The sequence below is a fragment of the Streptomyces sp. NBC_00285 genome, from assembly GCF_036174265.1.
GTDB lineage: Bacteria > Actinomycetota > Actinomycetes > Streptomycetales > Streptomycetaceae > Streptomyces.
The window spans coordinates 9,600,839-9,616,785 of sequence record NZ_CP108055.1 but is presented as its reverse complement, the minus strand read 5'-3'; the positions used below and the strand labels follow the sequence as shown (position 1 = coordinate 9,616,785).

The 15,947-nt window shown below is 71.0% G+C and carries 7 protein-coding genes and 6 pseudogenes; 6 read left to right on the top strand and 7 right to left on the bottom strand.

The genetic code is table 11. The annotated features are described in order from the left end of the window. Positions 1-465: 465 nt before the first annotated feature. The 3 genes and pseudogenes from OHT57_RS47580 to OHT57_RS44055 form a co-directional block, all read right to left on the bottom strand. Positions 466-824 (bottom strand): annotated as a pseudogene (locus OHT57_RS47580) (transposase); the annotation flags it as partial. 5 nt (positions 825-829) lie between these two features. Continuing rightward, on the bottom strand, positions 830-2,008 hold the full coding sequence (locus OHT57_RS44060; RefSeq protein WP_328752587.1) for a DSD1 family PLP-dependent enzyme: 1,179 nt from the start codon (positions 2,006-2,008) through the stop codon (positions 830-832). Positions 2,009-2,066: 58 nt separating this feature from the next. After that, positions 2,067-2,705, bottom strand: coding sequence for a helix-turn-helix transcriptional regulator (locus OHT57_RS44055; RefSeq protein ID WP_328752586.1), 639 nt, complete (start codon positions 2,703-2,705; stop codon positions 2,067-2,069). Between the two features lie 190 nt (positions 2,706-2,895). Here OHT57_RS44055 and OHT57_RS44050 point away from each other — a divergent pair, with 190 nt between their 5' ends. The 5 genes and pseudogenes from OHT57_RS44050 (at position 2,896) to OHT57_RS44035 (ending at position 11,493) form a co-directional block, all read left to right on the top strand. Further along, positions 2,896-5,601, top strand: coding sequence for a SpoIIE family protein phosphatase (locus OHT57_RS44050; RefSeq protein WP_328752585.1), 2,706 nt, complete (start codon positions 2,896-2,898; stop codon positions 5,599-5,601). 305 nt (positions 5,602-5,906) lie between these two features. After that, positions 5,907-8,255: pseudogene (locus tag OHT57_RS44045) on the top strand (SpoIIE family protein phosphatase); the annotation flags it as partial. A gap of 51 nt (positions 8,256-8,306) precedes the next feature. Then, positions 8,307-8,699 (top strand): annotated as a pseudogene (locus OHT57_RS47575) (ATP-binding protein); the annotation flags it as partial. Positions 8,700-8,833: 134 nt separating this feature from the next. After that, entirely contained in the window at positions 8,834-10,198 is a 1,365-nt protein-coding gene (locus tag OHT57_RS44040; RefSeq protein WP_328752583.1) for an FAD-dependent oxidoreductase, read from the top strand. A 140-nt stretch (positions 10,199-10,338) separates the two neighbouring features. Further along, the gene (locus OHT57_RS44035; protein WP_328752582.1) at positions 10,339-11,493 is read left to right on the top strand and encodes an FAD-dependent oxidoreductase; all 1,155 of its coding nucleotides are present in this window, start codon (positions 10,339-10,341) and stop codon (positions 11,491-11,493) included. Between the two features lie 215 nt (positions 11,494-11,708). On the opposite strand, the pseudogene OHT57_RS44030 reads toward OHT57_RS44035, so the two are convergent. The 3 genes and pseudogenes from OHT57_RS44030 to OHT57_RS44020 form a co-directional block, all read right to left on the bottom strand. After that, positions 11,709-12,278 (bottom strand): annotated as a pseudogene (locus OHT57_RS44030) (ABC transporter substrate-binding protein); the annotation flags it as partial. A 14-nt stretch (positions 12,279-12,292) separates the two neighbouring features. Then, a complete protein-coding gene (locus OHT57_RS44025; RefSeq protein ID WP_328743927.1) occupies positions 12,293-13,483 on the bottom strand; it encodes an IS110 family transposase in 1,191 nt (396 codons plus the stop codon). Between the two features lie 228 nt (positions 13,484-13,711). Next, positions 13,712-14,125: pseudogene (locus OHT57_RS44020) on the bottom strand (ABC transporter substrate-binding protein); the annotation flags it as partial. Between the two features lie 163 nt (positions 14,126-14,288). On the opposite strand from OHT57_RS44020, the pseudogene OHT57_RS44015 reads away from it, so the two are divergent. Beyond that, positions 14,289-14,606 (top strand): annotated as a pseudogene (locus OHT57_RS44015) (hypothetical protein); the annotation flags it as partial. Positions 14,607-14,856: 250 nt separating this feature from the next. On the opposite strand, the gene OHT57_RS44010 reads toward OHT57_RS44015, so the two are convergent. Next, positions 14,857-15,777, bottom strand: a complete 921-nt coding sequence (locus OHT57_RS44010) for a peptidoglycan-binding domain-containing protein (protein ID WP_328752581.1) — start codon at positions 15,775-15,777, stop codon at positions 14,857-14,859. Positions 15,778-15,947 lie beyond the last annotated feature (170 nt).

Genomic DNA, 15,947 nt, shown 5'->3' with positions numbered 1-15,947 from the left:
GACGACCCGATCTGATGGATCTCACCGCCCGGCGAACTACGTAACCGGGCTGCGCCTTCCCGTCACAGGTTGGTTCGGTGACGGGCATGGCCCATACCCGGCTGACCGGCTCCGCCTCACAGCGCTGGCTTCGGGTTTTGTCCGTCGCCTTCCGGCATGACAAGTGGGTGGTGTCCCGAAGCGGAGGCGGCGCCAGTGCGGCGGGCCCACCGTATGCGCTGAGAGCAGTACGGCCCACAGACGCACTCGTCGTGGGCGCGCTCCCAGTAGTGCGGTGTGACGTCTCCACAGAGCGATGACGGCACCACGACCGCAAAAGCGCACCGATCGGGCGTCACAGGCGAGTTCGGTCCCCCAACACCACCCGATGTACAACAGCCGGAGCCCACCTGCCGCAGAGCCGCCAGGGCAGCGGCAACCACGTGGCCGCCAGAACTGTCGGGAGCATCCCAGCGGCCTGGGACCGGACAGGACATGGTCGATACGCCAGCTCCTCGCAGGCAACTTGACCTGCTGCGACCTGGGCACTGCCAGCACATGGCCGACACCTGCTTCCTCCAGCATCCGCCGGAAATGCCACTCCTGCCCGTAGGCCGCATCCGCGGTCACCCATGCAATCGGCAGAGCAGAGTCCAGCGCCCGCTGAACAATGACGCGTGCCAGGTCGGGCTTGGTAGCGAAGGGGCCGTCAGGCTGCCCGAGCCGCTCGGTCACATAGTCCTGCGGGTCGTCGCGGATCTGGTCCGGATCCCACTGGCACATGACAGCAACCGCTGGAGCCCATGCAGCGTGCCGTGGCCTGCGTACTCGGCTATCTGCCGGCTGGGGATCACCACCCGCTGACGCGGTTCCAGACGGCCTCGACGGCAGGCGCGCCCTTCTCCGGCCGAGAGCTGTCGACGACGTGGTAGCCGTGATGCTGGGCCGCGGTGGCGCAGGCGTGGTTGGGCAGGATGCGCAACCGGGTTCCGATCGGCAGGTCGGGCAGGTGGCTGCCCTCGCGGGCGGTGAGAGTGCCGTGTTCCTGGCTGGCGGCCGTCATGACCAGGCCCGGCAGGAGGTTGCCGACGAGGTCGGTGACCAGGCCGTAGCCCTGGTCCTGTGCCTGGGCGGCGGTCCCGCGATCGCGGGACATGGCCATCCAGCCGCCGTCGGTGACGACCCACCCGTACTCGGGGCGATGGCCGATGACGGTGACGACGACCGACAGGGCGAGATCCTCCAGGCGGCAGACACCGAGGCCGGCCATCACCAGGTCGAAGAACACGTAGTTGCCCGCGCGCAGTTCGGTGACCCCGCTCAGGTCGTCGGCGGCGTGGGCGGTGGGGGTGGAGCCGACGCTGACGGTGGCCACGGGCAGGCCTTCCGCCCGCAGTCGCTCGGCCGCGGCGACGGCACTGTCGCGTTCGTTCTTCGCGGCCAGCCGCTGGTCCTCCGCGGTGCGGGCGAAGTACGACTCGCCCGCGTGCGTCAACACCCCGTCCAGGCAGCCCTGTTCGTGCAGGACGTGCCCGATCCTCGCAAGGACCGGGGCGTCGGGCCTGAGGCCGCCGCGGTGGCCGTCGCAGTCGATCTCGATCTGGGCCGGTACGGGAAATCCGGCACGGCGGGACGCGTCCGCGACGGACTCCGCCTGTTCGACGCTGTCCAGCAGGACACGCAGAGTCACCCCGCGACGCAACAGCGCGACGACACGCGGGAGTTTGTGGGGGTCGATACCGACCGCGTAGGTGATGTCGGTGTAGCCGCCGTCGGCGAACGCCTCGGCCTCGGCCAGCGTGGAGACGGTGACCGGGCAGTGACGGTCGCCGGCGTGCAGCAAGGCGGCGACGTCGAGGCTCTTGGCCGTCTTCACATGGGGACGCAGGGTGACGCCGAGCCGGTCGGCCCTGGCCGCCAGCCGTTCGATGTTGCGCCTGGTCCGGTGGACGTCGACGACCGCGAACGGGGTGTCGGGGTCGGCCAGGGTGAGCGCGGTGGCGCTTGCGGGGAGGTTCTCGGGTGTCACAGCAGTATGTCCGTCTTCTTCAGGAGGGCCGGGCCCGGGTACAGGTCGGAGAGGTTCCTCACTTGCTGTAGTTGTAGACGGTCGCCCGGGACACGCCGAGCAGGTCGGCGATGGTCTGCGCGGCATCGCGCGAGTCGAAGTAGCCGTCCTGGTGGAGCTGTCGTACCAGCGCCTTCTTGTCCTGTCTGCTGAGCGACCTCGGTGCCGCGGCCCGCTCCGCGGCCAACTCCTCCACCACGCGCCGCAGTTCGCGCGTATTGCGATCCCGCAGGGTCTCCAGGGGCTGCTCGCGGTGCTCGGTTCCGGTGGCCACGAGGTTGGCCAGCGCGAGCGTCACGGGGGACAGCACCGACACGTCGAGGTTCAGGCAGAGGGCCGCGATGTACTCGCCCGCGGAGTTCTTGATCCCGATGGACGTGCTCTTGGCCGGGCGGCCGTCGGGGAACCTGTTGGGGTAGTTCTGGATGACGCTCGGGTACTCGGGGTCGGCGATGCGGGCCAGTCCGAGCTCCGTCGCTGAGTCCCCGACCTGGCGGCCGGAAAGGCTGTTCTCGATCGCCCGGACCGCGTGCCGCGGATCCCGCAGGTCGTGCAGCACGACCTCGCACAACCCCGGGAACATGCGGCCGAGCGCCGTGGCGATCTTCTCGGCCTCCCCGATGAGGTGCTCTTCCGCACCGTCCACTGCACCTTCCACGACCGCGTACCCTCCTCGAGATTCTTTGGACTCATTGTCCAGATCTAGATATTTAGACTAAGAGTCCGTCCGACAGTTGTCCAACGGGGCTGGGAGGTATACACATGAGCCGCCCGGGTGCGGGCCGGTGGCCTGGTGGCGCATTCTTGCTGTGTCGCCCGCAGGACGGCGCACGGACGAGGTAGGGCCGATGACTGGGAGCGTCGAGGACGCACACTCCACGGCCGGGCGGCTGGCGCCGCTGCTGATCGACGCTTCCACGGAGGCGATCAGTGCGGCCGGTGGCCACGCCGGAGGGGTCTATCTGCGGTCCCGCACGCCCGGGCTGCTACGGCTCGCCGTCCTGGCGGGGCTCCCCGGGCCACTCTTCCGGCCCTGGTGGCGGCTGCACGTGGACCGGCCGTTCCCCGTCGCCGACGCCTACCGGCTCGGTGTCCAGGTGGTTCTGCCGAACGCCACGGAGACCATGCGCCGCTACCCCCAGTTCGCGGCCGGACTGCCCTTCCAGTTCGGCTCGCTCTACGTTCCCGTCGTGGACGGTTCGACGACCTACGGTGTGCTGACCGTGCTGCGCCCGGCCGTCACCGACGCCGCCGACGTGCTGTCCCACCGCGACCGCGTGATGCGGCTCGCCCAGGAGCTGGGCGCGGCGCTTCGGGGTCTGGAGGACGAGAACGCCGACCTGGTCGCCTGGGACAGCGCGCCGATGTGCCTGCGGCCGCCGACGGCCTCCACGTCCGTGGGGCGCGCCGGGCGCTTCGCGTGGGACCCGAAAGGGACCGCCGTCACCCTGGACGAGGATCTGCACACCCTTCTGGGCGTACCGCCCACCGAGTTCCCCGGCACCGTCGAGGCGTTCGCCGACGCCGTGGCACCCTCCGACGCGCACCGGATCCTGGCCACCATGCGGGACACCGCCGCCGGACGCCCCCCGGCCCTGCCCCTCTACCTACGGGCCGAGGACGGCGCCCTGCGGCTGCTCGACCTCTGGAACGCCTTCGACCCGCCCTCCGCACCTGCGGTCCGGGGCGTCGTCGTGGCTCCGGGCCCCGCCCCCACGGCGGACTCGGCGGCCGACCTGCTGCCCGACGGTGTGTTCTGCCTGGACCGGCTGGGCCTGGTCGTCTACGCGAATCCGCGCGCCGCCCAGCTCCTGGACCGCCCCCGCGCCGAGCTCGTCGGCCGCGACCTGTGGGAGGCGGTGCCCTGGCTGGGCCGTCCCGACTTCGAGGACCACCTGCGAGCGGCGCTCCTGGCACCGGACCCGGTCCACTTCCATCTCGTACGGCCGTCCGCGCAGGACACCGGGTCACAGCCGTCCCCCGAGACCGGCACGTCGCCTTCCGCTGCGCAGGAAAACGGGCCACAACCTTCCGGACAGACCGGCACACCCCCTTCTTCTGCACACGACACCGGGTCGAAGCCGTCCGGACAGACCGGCGTGCCCCCGTCGCCGGCCGCGCAGGACGCCGAGCCACGGCCCTCCATCGGGATCGCCGAACCGGTGTCCTCCGCGCAGGACGCCGAATCCGCCCCGCAGCCGTACGTGGGCGACTGGCTCGCCGTGTCCGTGTATCCCGGTCCTGACCGCCTGACGTGCACGATCCGGCCGGCGAGCCGCGTGCCGGACAGTCCCGCAGGACACGAGGCCGATGCGGGCGCGAGCCCATTGGCCCCGCTGTATCGGCCGATCGCCCTGGCCATCGCGCTCACCGAGGCGGTCACCGCCCGGCAGGTGTCCGCCGTGGTGATGCGGGAGCTGCTGCCCGCGTTCGGCGGGCGACGGCTGGCGATCTACCTGCTCCAGGAACGGCATCTGTACCTGGAGTGGGAGACCGGCTTCCCGAAGGGCTTCCTCGCGCCCTTCGACGGAGTGGGCCTTGATGAGCGCCTGCCCGGTGTGGAGACCCTCACCAGCGGCCGGCCGCTGTTCTTCGACTCGATGCAGCAGCTGACGGCCGCCTATCCCGGGATCGCCGTGGACGCGGCCGAGGGCGCCCGGACGTTTCTGCCGCTGATCGCCTCCGGGCGGCCGGTCGGCTCCTGCATCCTCGGCTTCGACCGGCCGCGCAGTTTCACCACCGAGGAACGCACGGTGCTCACCGCGCTGGCCGGGCTCATCGCCCACGCCCTGGAGAAGGCGCGGCGCTACGAGTCGGAGTCCGCGCTGGCCCGAGGTCTGCAGCAGGCCCTGCTCCCCCGTCGGCTGTCGGCGCATCCGCAGCTGGAGACGACCGGCCGGTATCTGCCGGGAACCGTGGGGATGGACGTCGGCGGCGACTGGTACGACGTCGTCGAGTCAGGTGACGGGTTGGCCCTGGTCATCGGGGACGTACAGGGACACGGCGTGCAGGCAGCGGCCACCATGGGCCAACTGCGTAGCGCGGTAAGGGCGTTCGCGCTCGGCGACCGGCCGCCGGACGAGGTGATGAGCAGCACCAACCATCTCCTCATCGACCTCGACCCCGGACTGTTCGCGAGCTGCTGCTACATCCGGCTCGACCCCGCCACCGGAGTGGCCAAGGCGGCCCGCGCCGGACACCCGCCCCCGCTGCTGCGCCGCCCCGACGGCCGTACCCAGGTCCTGGACCTGCCCGGCGGGGTCGTGCTCGGAGTGGACCCGAAGGCCCGCTACCCGGTCACCGAGCTCCGGATGGAACCCGGCGCGATCCTGGCGTTGTACACGGACGGGCTGGTGGAGCGGCCCGGCGTCGACATCGACGAGGGGATCACCGCGCTGCGGGTGGCGCTGGCGAAGGCCGGTGCGCCCGCCGCCCGTACGGGCGGCCGGAACCTCGCGGGTGTGGCGGACCGGCTGACGGCGATCGCCCGGCACGCCGTGGACCGCCCCGACGACATCGCCCTGCTGCTCGCCACCCGGCGCGCGACGCCGTAGCCCGGCATCCGGCCGCCCGGCGCGCAAACCCCCTGGGCCGACACCCGCCCACCCGTCGTGCAACCCCGTACCCCGAAATCCGCCCATCCGGCGCGTGCCCCCGTAACGCGGCATCTGTCCGCCCTGCGCACGACCCCGTCCCCGATACCCGACCCCGCCCACCCGGTCGGCGTCGCCGGGACACGCCGGGACACGCCGGGGCTGCCGGGGTGAATTCAGGACGTGATGGGGAGGGTCTGTCGCCGTTCTGTCACACCGTGTGACGCCCCTCGCCTCCTGCGGCGCAGCAGTGTAGACATGGGCACATGGTCCGACTCCTGGGCCGCTCCGGGGGCGGGTCGGCCCGTCGCCCCGACGGCCCCCGCCCACCGCACACACCCGACCGCGCTCACGACCGGCACGACGGCCCCGTCCTGGGCAGTTCGCCCACGCGGACGGATCGCGACGCAGAGCGGACGGCGCGCGGGCAGGGGGCCCTGCGGGCGGCGCTCGGCGGGCGCAGTGTGGCCGGACAGGTGTTCGTCCTGCAAGTGGTGATCGTCCTTCTGCTGGTCGTGGCCGCGGTGGGGGCGCTGGTGCTCCAGGTGCGGCGCGACAGCACGGTGGAGGCCCGCAACCGTTCCGTCGCCGTGGCCGAGGCCTTCGCCAACGCCCCGGGCACCGTGGCGGCCCTCAGCAGCCCCGACCCCTCGGCGGTGCTCCAGCCGCGCGCCGAGGCGGCCCGGGTGGCGACCGAGGTGGACTTCATCGTCGTCATGAACACCGACGGCATCCGGTACACGCACCCCAAGCCCGACCGCATCGGCAAGAAGTTCGTCGGGGACATCACGGACGCGCTGGCCGGGCACGTCGTGACCGAGGACATCACGGGCACCATCGGACCGCTCGTGCAGGCCGTCGTCCCGATCAAGGCGGCCGACGGCAAGGTCGTGGGCCTGGTGTCGGCCGGCATCACCACCGCCAAGGTGGGCGGCACCGCCGACCAGCAACTGCCGCTGCTCCTGACGGCCGCCGCCGTGGGTCTGGCCCTGGCCACGGCGGGCACGGCTCTGGTCAGCCGGCGGCTGCTGCGTCAGACGCACGGTCTGGGACCGCACGAGATGACCCGCATGTACGAGCACCACGACGCGGTCCTGCACGCCGTACGGGAAGGCGTCCTCATCGTCGACGGCGAGGGCAGGCTGCTGCTCGCCAACGACGAGGCCCACCGGCTGCTCGACCTGCCCGCGGACGCCGAGGGCCGGCACGTGCTCGACCTCGCGCTGCCTGCCGACACCGCCGGGCTGCTGGCCTCAGGGCGGGTGGCCACGGACGAGGTGCACCGGGTCAAGGACCGGCTCCTGGCGGTCAATCAGCGACCCACGGACATCCAGGGCGGCCCGCCGGGAAGCGTCGCCACCCTGCGCGACTCGACCGAACTGCGCGCCCTGTCCGGGCGCGCCGAGGCGGCCCGCGAGCGCCTGGACATCCTGTACGACGCCACGATGGGCATCGGAACGAGCCTGGACGTCACCCGCACCGCCGAGGAACTGGCGGAACTGGCCGTACCGCGGTTCGCGGACTTCGCCACGGTCGACCTGTTCGACCCGGTACTCAGCGGCGGTCAGCCCGAGGCGGCCACCACCCTGCGCCGCACCGCACTCAGCGGGATCCGCAAGGATGCCCCGCTGTACCAGGTCGGCGAGAAGATCCCCCTGGTCGACTCCGCTCCCCAGACCCGCGGCATCAGCAGCGGCCGGGCCGTCCTTGAGGCCCGCCTCGCCGAGGCCACCGGGTGGCGCGCGCAGGACCTGGAGCGCTCCGCCAAGGTCGTGGGGTACGGCATCCACTCGCTGATCACCGTGCCCCTGCGGGCCGGCAACCTCGTCCTGGGCACGGTCAGCTTCTGGCGTTCGGAGAAGCCCCAGCCCTTCGACGCCGAGGAGGTCGCCCTCGCCGAGGAACTCGTCACCCGGGCCGCGGTCTCCATCGACAACGCCCGCCGCTACACCCGCGAGCACACCATGGCGGTGACCCTGCAGCGCAGTCTGCTGCCGCGTCGGCTGCCCGAGCAGGACGCGCTGGACATCGCCTACAAGTACCTGCCCGCGCAGGCGGGGGTGGGCGGCGACTGGTTCGACGTACTGCCCCTGTCCGGTGCGCGGGTCGCGCTCGTGGTCGGTGACGTCGTGGGGCACGGGCTGCACGCCGCGGCCACGATGGGGCGGCTGCGCACGGCGGTGCACAACTTCTCCGCCCTCGACCTGCCGCCCGACGAACTGCTCGCCCTGCTGGACGAGTTGGTCGCCCGCATCGACCAGGACGAGGCGGAGGAGAGCGACAACTCCCCCGTCACGGGCGCGACCTGCCTGTACGCGGTCTACGACCCGGTGTCACGGCTGTGCACGATCGCCCGCGCCGGTCACCCGCCGCCCGCCCTCATCCACCCCGACGGCAGCGTCGAGTACGCGGACGTGCCCGCAGGCCCGCCCCTGGGCCTGGGCGGTCTGCCGTTCGAGACGGCCGACCTGGAACTGGCCGAGGGCAGCCGACTGGTGCTGTACACGGACGGACTGGTGGAGGACCGGGAACGCGACATCGACGTGGGCCTGGAACTGCTGCGCACCGCGCTGGAACAGGCGGGCCCCTCGCCCGAGGACACCTGCCGGGCCGTGCTCGACGCGCGGCCGCCGACCCGGGCCACCGACGACATCGCCCTGATCGTGGCCCGCACCCGGGCGCTCGCCGCCGACCGGATCGCCGAGTGGCAGGTCCCCGCCGAACCGGCGGCCGTCGCGGACGTCCGGGCGGTGGTGTCCCGGCAGCTGGCCCGCTGGGGCCTGGACGATCTCGCGTTCACGACGGAGCTGATCCTGAGCGAACTCGTCACCAACGCGATCCGCTACGGCGGCGACCCCATCCACGTGCGCGTGCTGCACGACCGCACCCTGATCTGCGAGGTCTTCGACAGCAGCAGCACCTCGCCGCATCTGCGGTACGCGGCGATGACCGACGAGGGCGGCCGCGGACTGTTCCTGGTCGCCCAGCTGAGCGAGCGCTGGGGCACCCGGTACACACCGGCGGGCAAGGTGATCTGGGCGGAACAGCCGCTGCCGTGAACGGCGTCGACGTTCCTCACTCACTCATAAAGCGGTCTTATGAGTCCATAGACCGGACCCGCGTACCGACTTAGGCTTGCCTTAACTTAGGCTTCCCCCGAGTTGATCTGTTGTCGCTCGAAGGGAACCTGATCATGCCCCGCCCCCTGCGGGTAGCCATCGTCGGAGCCGGCCCCGCCGGGATCTACGCCGCCGACGCGCTGCTCAAGTCCGGTGTGGCCGCCGACCCCGGCGTGTCCATCGACCTCTTCGAGCGGATGCCGGCCCCGTTCGGACTGATCCGTTACGGCGTGGCACCGGACCACCCCCGGATCAAGGGAATCATCAAGGCCCTGCACCAGGTGCTCGACAAGCCGCAGATCCGCCTGTTCGGCAACGTCGACTACCCGGCCGACATCAGCCTGGACGACCTGCGCGCGTTCTACGACGCCGTGATCTTCTCCACGGGCGCGACGGCCGACCGCGAGCTGCGCATACCGGGCGTCGAGCTCGACGGCTCGTACGGCGCCGCCGACTTCGTGTCCTGGTACGACGGCCACCCGGACGTGCCGCGGACCTGGCCGCTGGAGGCCGAGAAGGTCGCGGTGCTCGGCGTCGGCAACGTCGCCCTGGACGTGGCGCGCATCCTGGCCAAGACGGCCGACGAGTTGCTGCCCACGGAGATCCCGCCGAACGTCCACGAGGGACTCAGGGCCAACAAGGCGCTGGAGGTCCACGTCTTCGGGCGCCGCGGCCCGGCGCAGGCGAAGTTCTCCCCGATGGAGCTGCGCGAGCTGGACCACTCCCCCACCATCGAGGTCATCGTCGACCCCGAGGACATCGACTACGACGCGGGCTCGATCGAGACCCGGCGCGGCAACAAGCAGGCCGACATGGTCGCCAAGACCCTGGAGAACTGGGCGATCCGCGACGTCGGCGACCGTCCGCACAAGCTCTTCCTGCACTTCTTCGAGTCGCCCACCGAGATCCTCGGCGAGGACGGCCAGGTCGTCGGCCTGCGCACCGAGCGCACCGCCCTCGACGGCACCGGCAACGTCAAGGGCACCGGCGAGTTCAAGGAATGGGACGTCACCGCGGTCTACCGCGCGGTCGGCTACCTGTCCGACAAGCTCCCCAAGCTGCCCTGGGACATCGACTCGGGCACGGTCCCGGACGACGGTGGCCGCGTCCTTCAGGAGAGCGGCGAGCACCTGAAGTCGACGTATGTCACCGGCTGGATCCGGCGCGGCCCGGTGGGTCTCATCGGCCACACCAAGGGCGACGCCAACGAGACGGTGTCCAACCTGCTGGACGACTTCGCGAACGACCGTCTGCAGAGCCCCGGTTCGCCCGAGCCGGAGGCCGTGGACGCATTCCTCGCCGAGCGCAACGTCCGCTTCACCACCTGGGAGGGCTGGTACAAGCTGGACGCCGCCGAGAAGGCGCTGGGTGAGCCCCAGGGCCGCGAGCGCGTGAAGCTCGTCGAGCGCGAGGACATGCTGCGGGAGAGCGGCGCCTGATCCGAACGCGACGCCGGTCGTGCCACGGCCCCGCAGGGGCGCGGCGCGACCGGCGTCGCGCTGTTCACGGAACCCTCGCCGCCGTCCGGTCGTTCCTTCCCTGTCTGTGCGACCGTGCGGGCGGACACGGAACGAACGGGGTGGGTGTGGCACGCGTACTGGTCATCGGCGGCGGTATCGCCGGTACGGCGACGGCTCTGGCGCTGCACAAGGCGGGCTTCGAGGTCACGGTGCACGAGGCCCATCCGGACTCGGCCGAGGACATCGGCGCCTTCCTCACCCTGGCGAGCAACGGCATGCGCGCCCTCGCCCAGCTCGACGCGTCCGCGGCGGTCACCGCGACCGGCTTTCCGCTGACCTCGCTGCGGGTCCTTGACGACACCGGCACCGAGGTGGCGCACGCGCCGATGGGCGACACCGGTGACCCGCGGCTGCACTACCGCTGCCTGCGCCGCGGCGACCTCAACACCGCGCTCCAGGCGGAGGCCGTGCGCCGGGGCATCACCGTCCGGCACGGCGCCCGGTTCGCCTCCGCCGAGGGCGGCCCCGACGGGACCATCGCGCACTTCACCGACGGCACCACCGCGATCGGCGACCTGCTGATCGGCGCCGACGGCCTGAACTCCGCCGTACGGCGGTCGTTCTCACCCGGGACCCAGCCGTTCCACGCCGGCCAGTACGTCTTCTACGGCTACACGCGCGCCGCTGCTCCTTCCGGCCCGGACGCCTGCATCACCATGGTCCGCGGCAGCGGGGCCGCCTTCGGGTACGCGGTGTCGCCGGACGGCGAGACGTACTGGTTCGCCCGGGTGACCGGTGACCCGCTGTCCGCCGAGGAGTTGGCGCAGGGGACGCCCGCCGACTGGCGTGAGCGACTGCTGCCGCTGCTGCGCAAGGACGCCACCCCGGTCGCGGGCATCGTCGCGGCCACCGCCGACGACCTGATGGTCACCAACGCCAGCGAGATCCCCACCGGCACCCCGTGGCGCTCCGGACGGACCCTGCTCATCGGCGACGCCGCCCACGCGGCCTCGCCTGCGACCGGCCAGGGTGCCTCGATGGCGCTGGAGGACGCGGTCGTCCTCGCCAAGTCCCTGCGGGACGCGCCGGACACCGATGCCGCGCTCGCCCTCTACGAGACGCTGCGCCGTCCCCGCGTGGAACACAACATCACCGTCAGCGGCAACATCTCCCGGGGCACCCACACCCCCTCCGCCGCCTCCCGGCCCTCCGACGAGGACCTCGCCCGGCTCATGGACTGGGACACGGACCTCTGGGCCGAACAGCAGGCATAGAACGGCTAGCGCGTGCTTCGACACCGGATGGGTCGGGGCGCGCGTGCCAGGCGTCGCTGGACAGGCGGGACTTACGAAGCGCACCCCGGCCACCGCCGAGAAGCCGGCGCCGGAGCCCGACGGACGGGCTCCGGCAGGTCGTCCTCCAGACCGAGGAGCACGGCGAGGGGCCCCAGCCGCGAACCGCCGACCGGTGACCCGAGCCGTGAGTCGGGTCAGGAGAACAGGGCCTGGATGTCGGGCTTCTTGCCGCTGAAGATGCCGTCCTGCTCACCGAGGGCAGCGAGCTTCTCCAGGGAGGCCGTGTCCACCTGGGCAGGCCAGCTGGGGAGGATGAGCCCGGTCAGCACATCGCCGCTGATCTTGGTGTAGGTGGTGAGGATCTGCCGGGCCTCGTCCGGATGGCCGGTGGCGTACTGCAGCGACTCCGTCATGGCTTCGGTGAAGTTCTTCACCAGGGCGGGGTCCTGCTGCACGATCTTCGTCGAGGTGAAGTACGTCGCGACGGTCAGCTTCGGGTCGGTCTCGGCGAAGGGCGAGGCGATGACCCGCGCGCCCTGCGCCTTGGCCACGGTCTGGGCCGGTTCACCCATCCACGCGGCGTCCACGCGACCGCCGTCCAGGGCGGCCGGCATCTGGTCGAAGGGGATCTCGACGAACTTCACCTTCGCCGGATCGCCGCCGTCCAGTCGCACCGACTCACGGACCGTGGTGTCCCCGATGTTCTGGAGCGTGTTCACGGCGACCGTGCGCCCGGCCAGGTCCTTGGCCGACTTCACGGGACTTCCCAATGCTTATGTCAAGCCGCTTCTGTGGTGGGAAGTGAGGAGTGATAGCACTCGCTGTCGCGGATCATCGCCCACAGAACGTTGATGCGTCGACGTGCGAGGGCGAGGAGAGCCTGCTTGTGCCCCTTTCCTTCGCTCCGCTTTCGCTGGTAGTACGTCTTGGAGGCGGGGCAGGACTTGAGGCTGGCCATCGCCGACAAGTACATGGCCCGCAGCAGGCCGCGGTGGTAGCGGCGGGGTCTGCGCAGGTTGCCGCTTACGCGGCCGGAGTCGCGGGGCTGCGGGGCCAGGCCGGCGAAGCCGGCCAGGCGGTCGGCACTGCCGAAGGCATCCATGTCGCCACCCGTCGCGGCGATGAACTCGGCGCCGAGCCTGGGCCCCATACCGGGCAGGCTGCGGATCACCTCGGCGTGGGGATGTTCGCAAAACCGGGCCTCGACCAGGGCGTCGAGTTCCGCGACCTCCTCGTCGAGGGCCAGCACCGCCTTCGCGAGGCGGGCCACCATCGCGGCGGCCAGTTTCTCGCCGGGCAGCGTGGTGTGCTGGGCCCGGGCGGCTTCCACGGCGATGTGAGCGAGTGCGGCGGCACCTTTGACCTTGCGGTTCTTCAGCCAGGTCTCGATCCGCTTCGCGCCTGCGCGGCGGATCGCTGACGGCGTCTGGTAGCCGGTCAGAAGGATCGCAGGACCCTTGTTGGTCAAGTCCAGCGCCCGTTCCAACGCAGGGAATATCTCCAGCAGTTGGGCCCGGAGGCGGTTGATCTGCCGGGTGCGGTCGAAGACCACGTCAAGGCGCCGGGTGGTCAGGGTGCGCAGGTCGACAGCGATCTCTTCCCCGGGCCTGAGCAGTCCCAGGTCCCGGCGGACGCGGGCCTGGTCGGCGATGACGAAGGCGTCTTTCGCGTCGGTCTTCCCCTCGCCCCGATAGGTGGCCGAGGCTCGGTGAACCGCCAGGCCGGTGAGGTAGGCGACTGGCTGGTCGTGGGCGATGAGCAGGCCGATCAGCAGGGCGGCGCCCCCGTGGTTGAGATCGACGGCCCAAAGCGCATCGTCGGATATCGCCAGCACTTCGCCGATCAGCGCCAGCAGCTCACTCTCGTCGTTCAGGGTCCGGCGGGACAGCAACCGCTCGCCCTCTGCATTGATCACCACGGTGTGATGATGCGTCTTGCCGATGTCCACCCCGGCCCAGATCTCGGACATATGCCCCTCCGCCAGTTCGTCTGACATTGATCCCGCAGACGACCTCGCCGACGTTGTCCTACAGCAGCGATCGAGTCGCGTCTCCCAATCAGCGGTCGAGTCGTCGCGGGGCTCTGGGCGGCCAAGTCCCGTAAGCCATCTGTCGGCTCAGCCTTTACAGCCATACCCGGAGCCCCCGGGCCCCTCTGATCCTACGAACGATCAGATCAGACCCACGCCTTGAAAGGTAGGACTGTCCTTCTTCACCAGGACGCCGGTGACGTCGGCCCCCACCTTGCCGTTGGAAGCGGCCCCGTTGACCACGGACTTCACGGGAACGCCCTTGGTCTGCGCGAGCATCAGAGACGTGGTGTTGCTGAAGCCGAACTGGAACTGCCCGCTCACCACACCGGGGATGATCGCCGCGCCGCCCTGCGCGGTCACCATCTTCAGCTCGATCCCGCGGCTGGCGAAGAACCCCTTCTTCTGTCCCAGGTAGAGCGGCGCCACGTCGACGATGGGGATGACCCCGACCGTGACCTGTGTCTTCTTCGCTCCGCCGGCGGACGAGGTGCCGCCGCTGCCGGAGTCCGACGATCCGCACCCGGCGGCGCCCACGAGGGTCACCACCGCAACGGCGAGTCCGAGCAAGTGCCTGTGCATGGGGCCCTCCTGACGAGGCGGCAGAACACCTCACGACCCGCCCATTGATGTTGTGCACATCATTGACGCCCGCAATGTACACGCCTACCTTCGCGGTGTCAGCGCCCCCGACCGAAACAAAGACGGACTGCACCGAAGCAGCCCCCACCTCGTGAAGCCCCGCATCCACACCCGCACGATCCTCACCGTCGCCGTACTGCTGCTCGTCACCCCCATCGCCCCAACCGCCCACGCCGCCACGGACGTTCACGTCGAAGGCCGTCTGCCGTCGGGCGCGACCTGCCTCATGGACGTACCGGCCGGCTGGAACGGCACGGTCCTGCTCCACAGTCACGGCTACACCCCGGCCGGCATCCCCAACCCCGCGCACAACGCGCCCGACGACGCCACGAAGTCCCTGTTGCTGCACCAGGGTTACGCACTCATCGGGTCCTCGTACGCCATCACCGGCCGGGCGGCCACCGAGGCGGTGCCAGACCAGCAGTCGCAGGGCCACGCAGGTTCGCTGTCCATGTGCGGCTGGTCCAGGGCGGTGTCGCCAATGCGGGCCACTGCACGTTCAGTCGCGGCGAGCAGATCGCCGCCCTGCACGCCCTGGAGGACCGGATCAGGACGGGCCAGTGGCGGGGCATTGATCCCATCACTCTCAACTCCCGTGCCACCGAGCCCGATCCCGCGCCCCCACGACTGGGCGCATCCGTCCGACGGGCACCGGAGGTAGTTCCCGGCGCTCACGGCTGCGAGGTCTCCGATTCGAGCAAGGCGCGCGTCGCCGCGCCATACACGCCGGACTCGTCCTGAAGGACCAGGCGGGCGACCTGGTAGGAGCGGACCCCGCTCTCGACGTCCTGGTCGAAGTCGCCGTCGGCGTCGCCGTCGTAGAAGCCGATCTGCCGCAGGCGGAGCTGGAGTTCGACGACCTCGGGCCCTTGGTCGCCGAGGCGGAGGACGAGCGGCCTGCTGTTCGACGCGGTCGGCCTCGGTGCCGCCGTGGCGGTGGCGGCGACGCTGGACGGGATGCCGACGGGAGTGGTGGTGGCGGTGGCCGTCGGGCTCGCACTGCCGCCCGGTTCCGCGCTCGCCGAGGAGGTGGGCGGCGCGGACGACTGCGTGGGGGTCGCCGTGGGAGAGGAGGCCATGGCGGACGGCCTGCCCGAGGCAGGCGGTTCCTCCGGAACACCGGCCCGCACGCCACCTGCCACGGAACCGTCCCGCTCCGGGCCGTCATAGGTGAAGAGCCCACTGATGAATCCGCCCGTCACCAGGACGGCAACGGCCGCCCCCACTCCGGCGACGAGCACCGTGCGCCGCTTGCGGCGGTCCGGGGCGCCGGAGGCCGGGAGGTCCGCGGGCGGCCCGTCGAGCGGCGAGGCCTCGGTTCGTACCACGTCGGTGGACATCAGAGGGGTTCCGGTCAACTCCCCTGCCTCGTCCGGACTTTCCGGATCCCCCGCCGGCTCCGTCGGTTCCTCGCCGACCTCCACGAACGGTCGTATGCGCACCGGATCGAAGTCCTCGGCGGCCGCGGCCTCGGCCGCACGGGACTCCAGATGGGCCTCGGAGGCGCGGTGGGCGCAGGAGCAGGCAGGAGTGCCGTCCGCCGCCCGGGGCGTCCCGCATTCCGGGCAGACGAGGACCGGTGGTTCAGTCACGCGCCACCCCTCTCCGTACGATCTTCATATCGTAGACAGATATGCCGCGCAGAAATTCCACAACTCTTATTGATCTGGAGCCACGGCGTCCGCGGGGCCGGGATTCAGCCACGGCGCGTGACGCGGAGATGAACGTCGGCGAGCGCGGGGCCCCAACGTCGCTCAGCCTT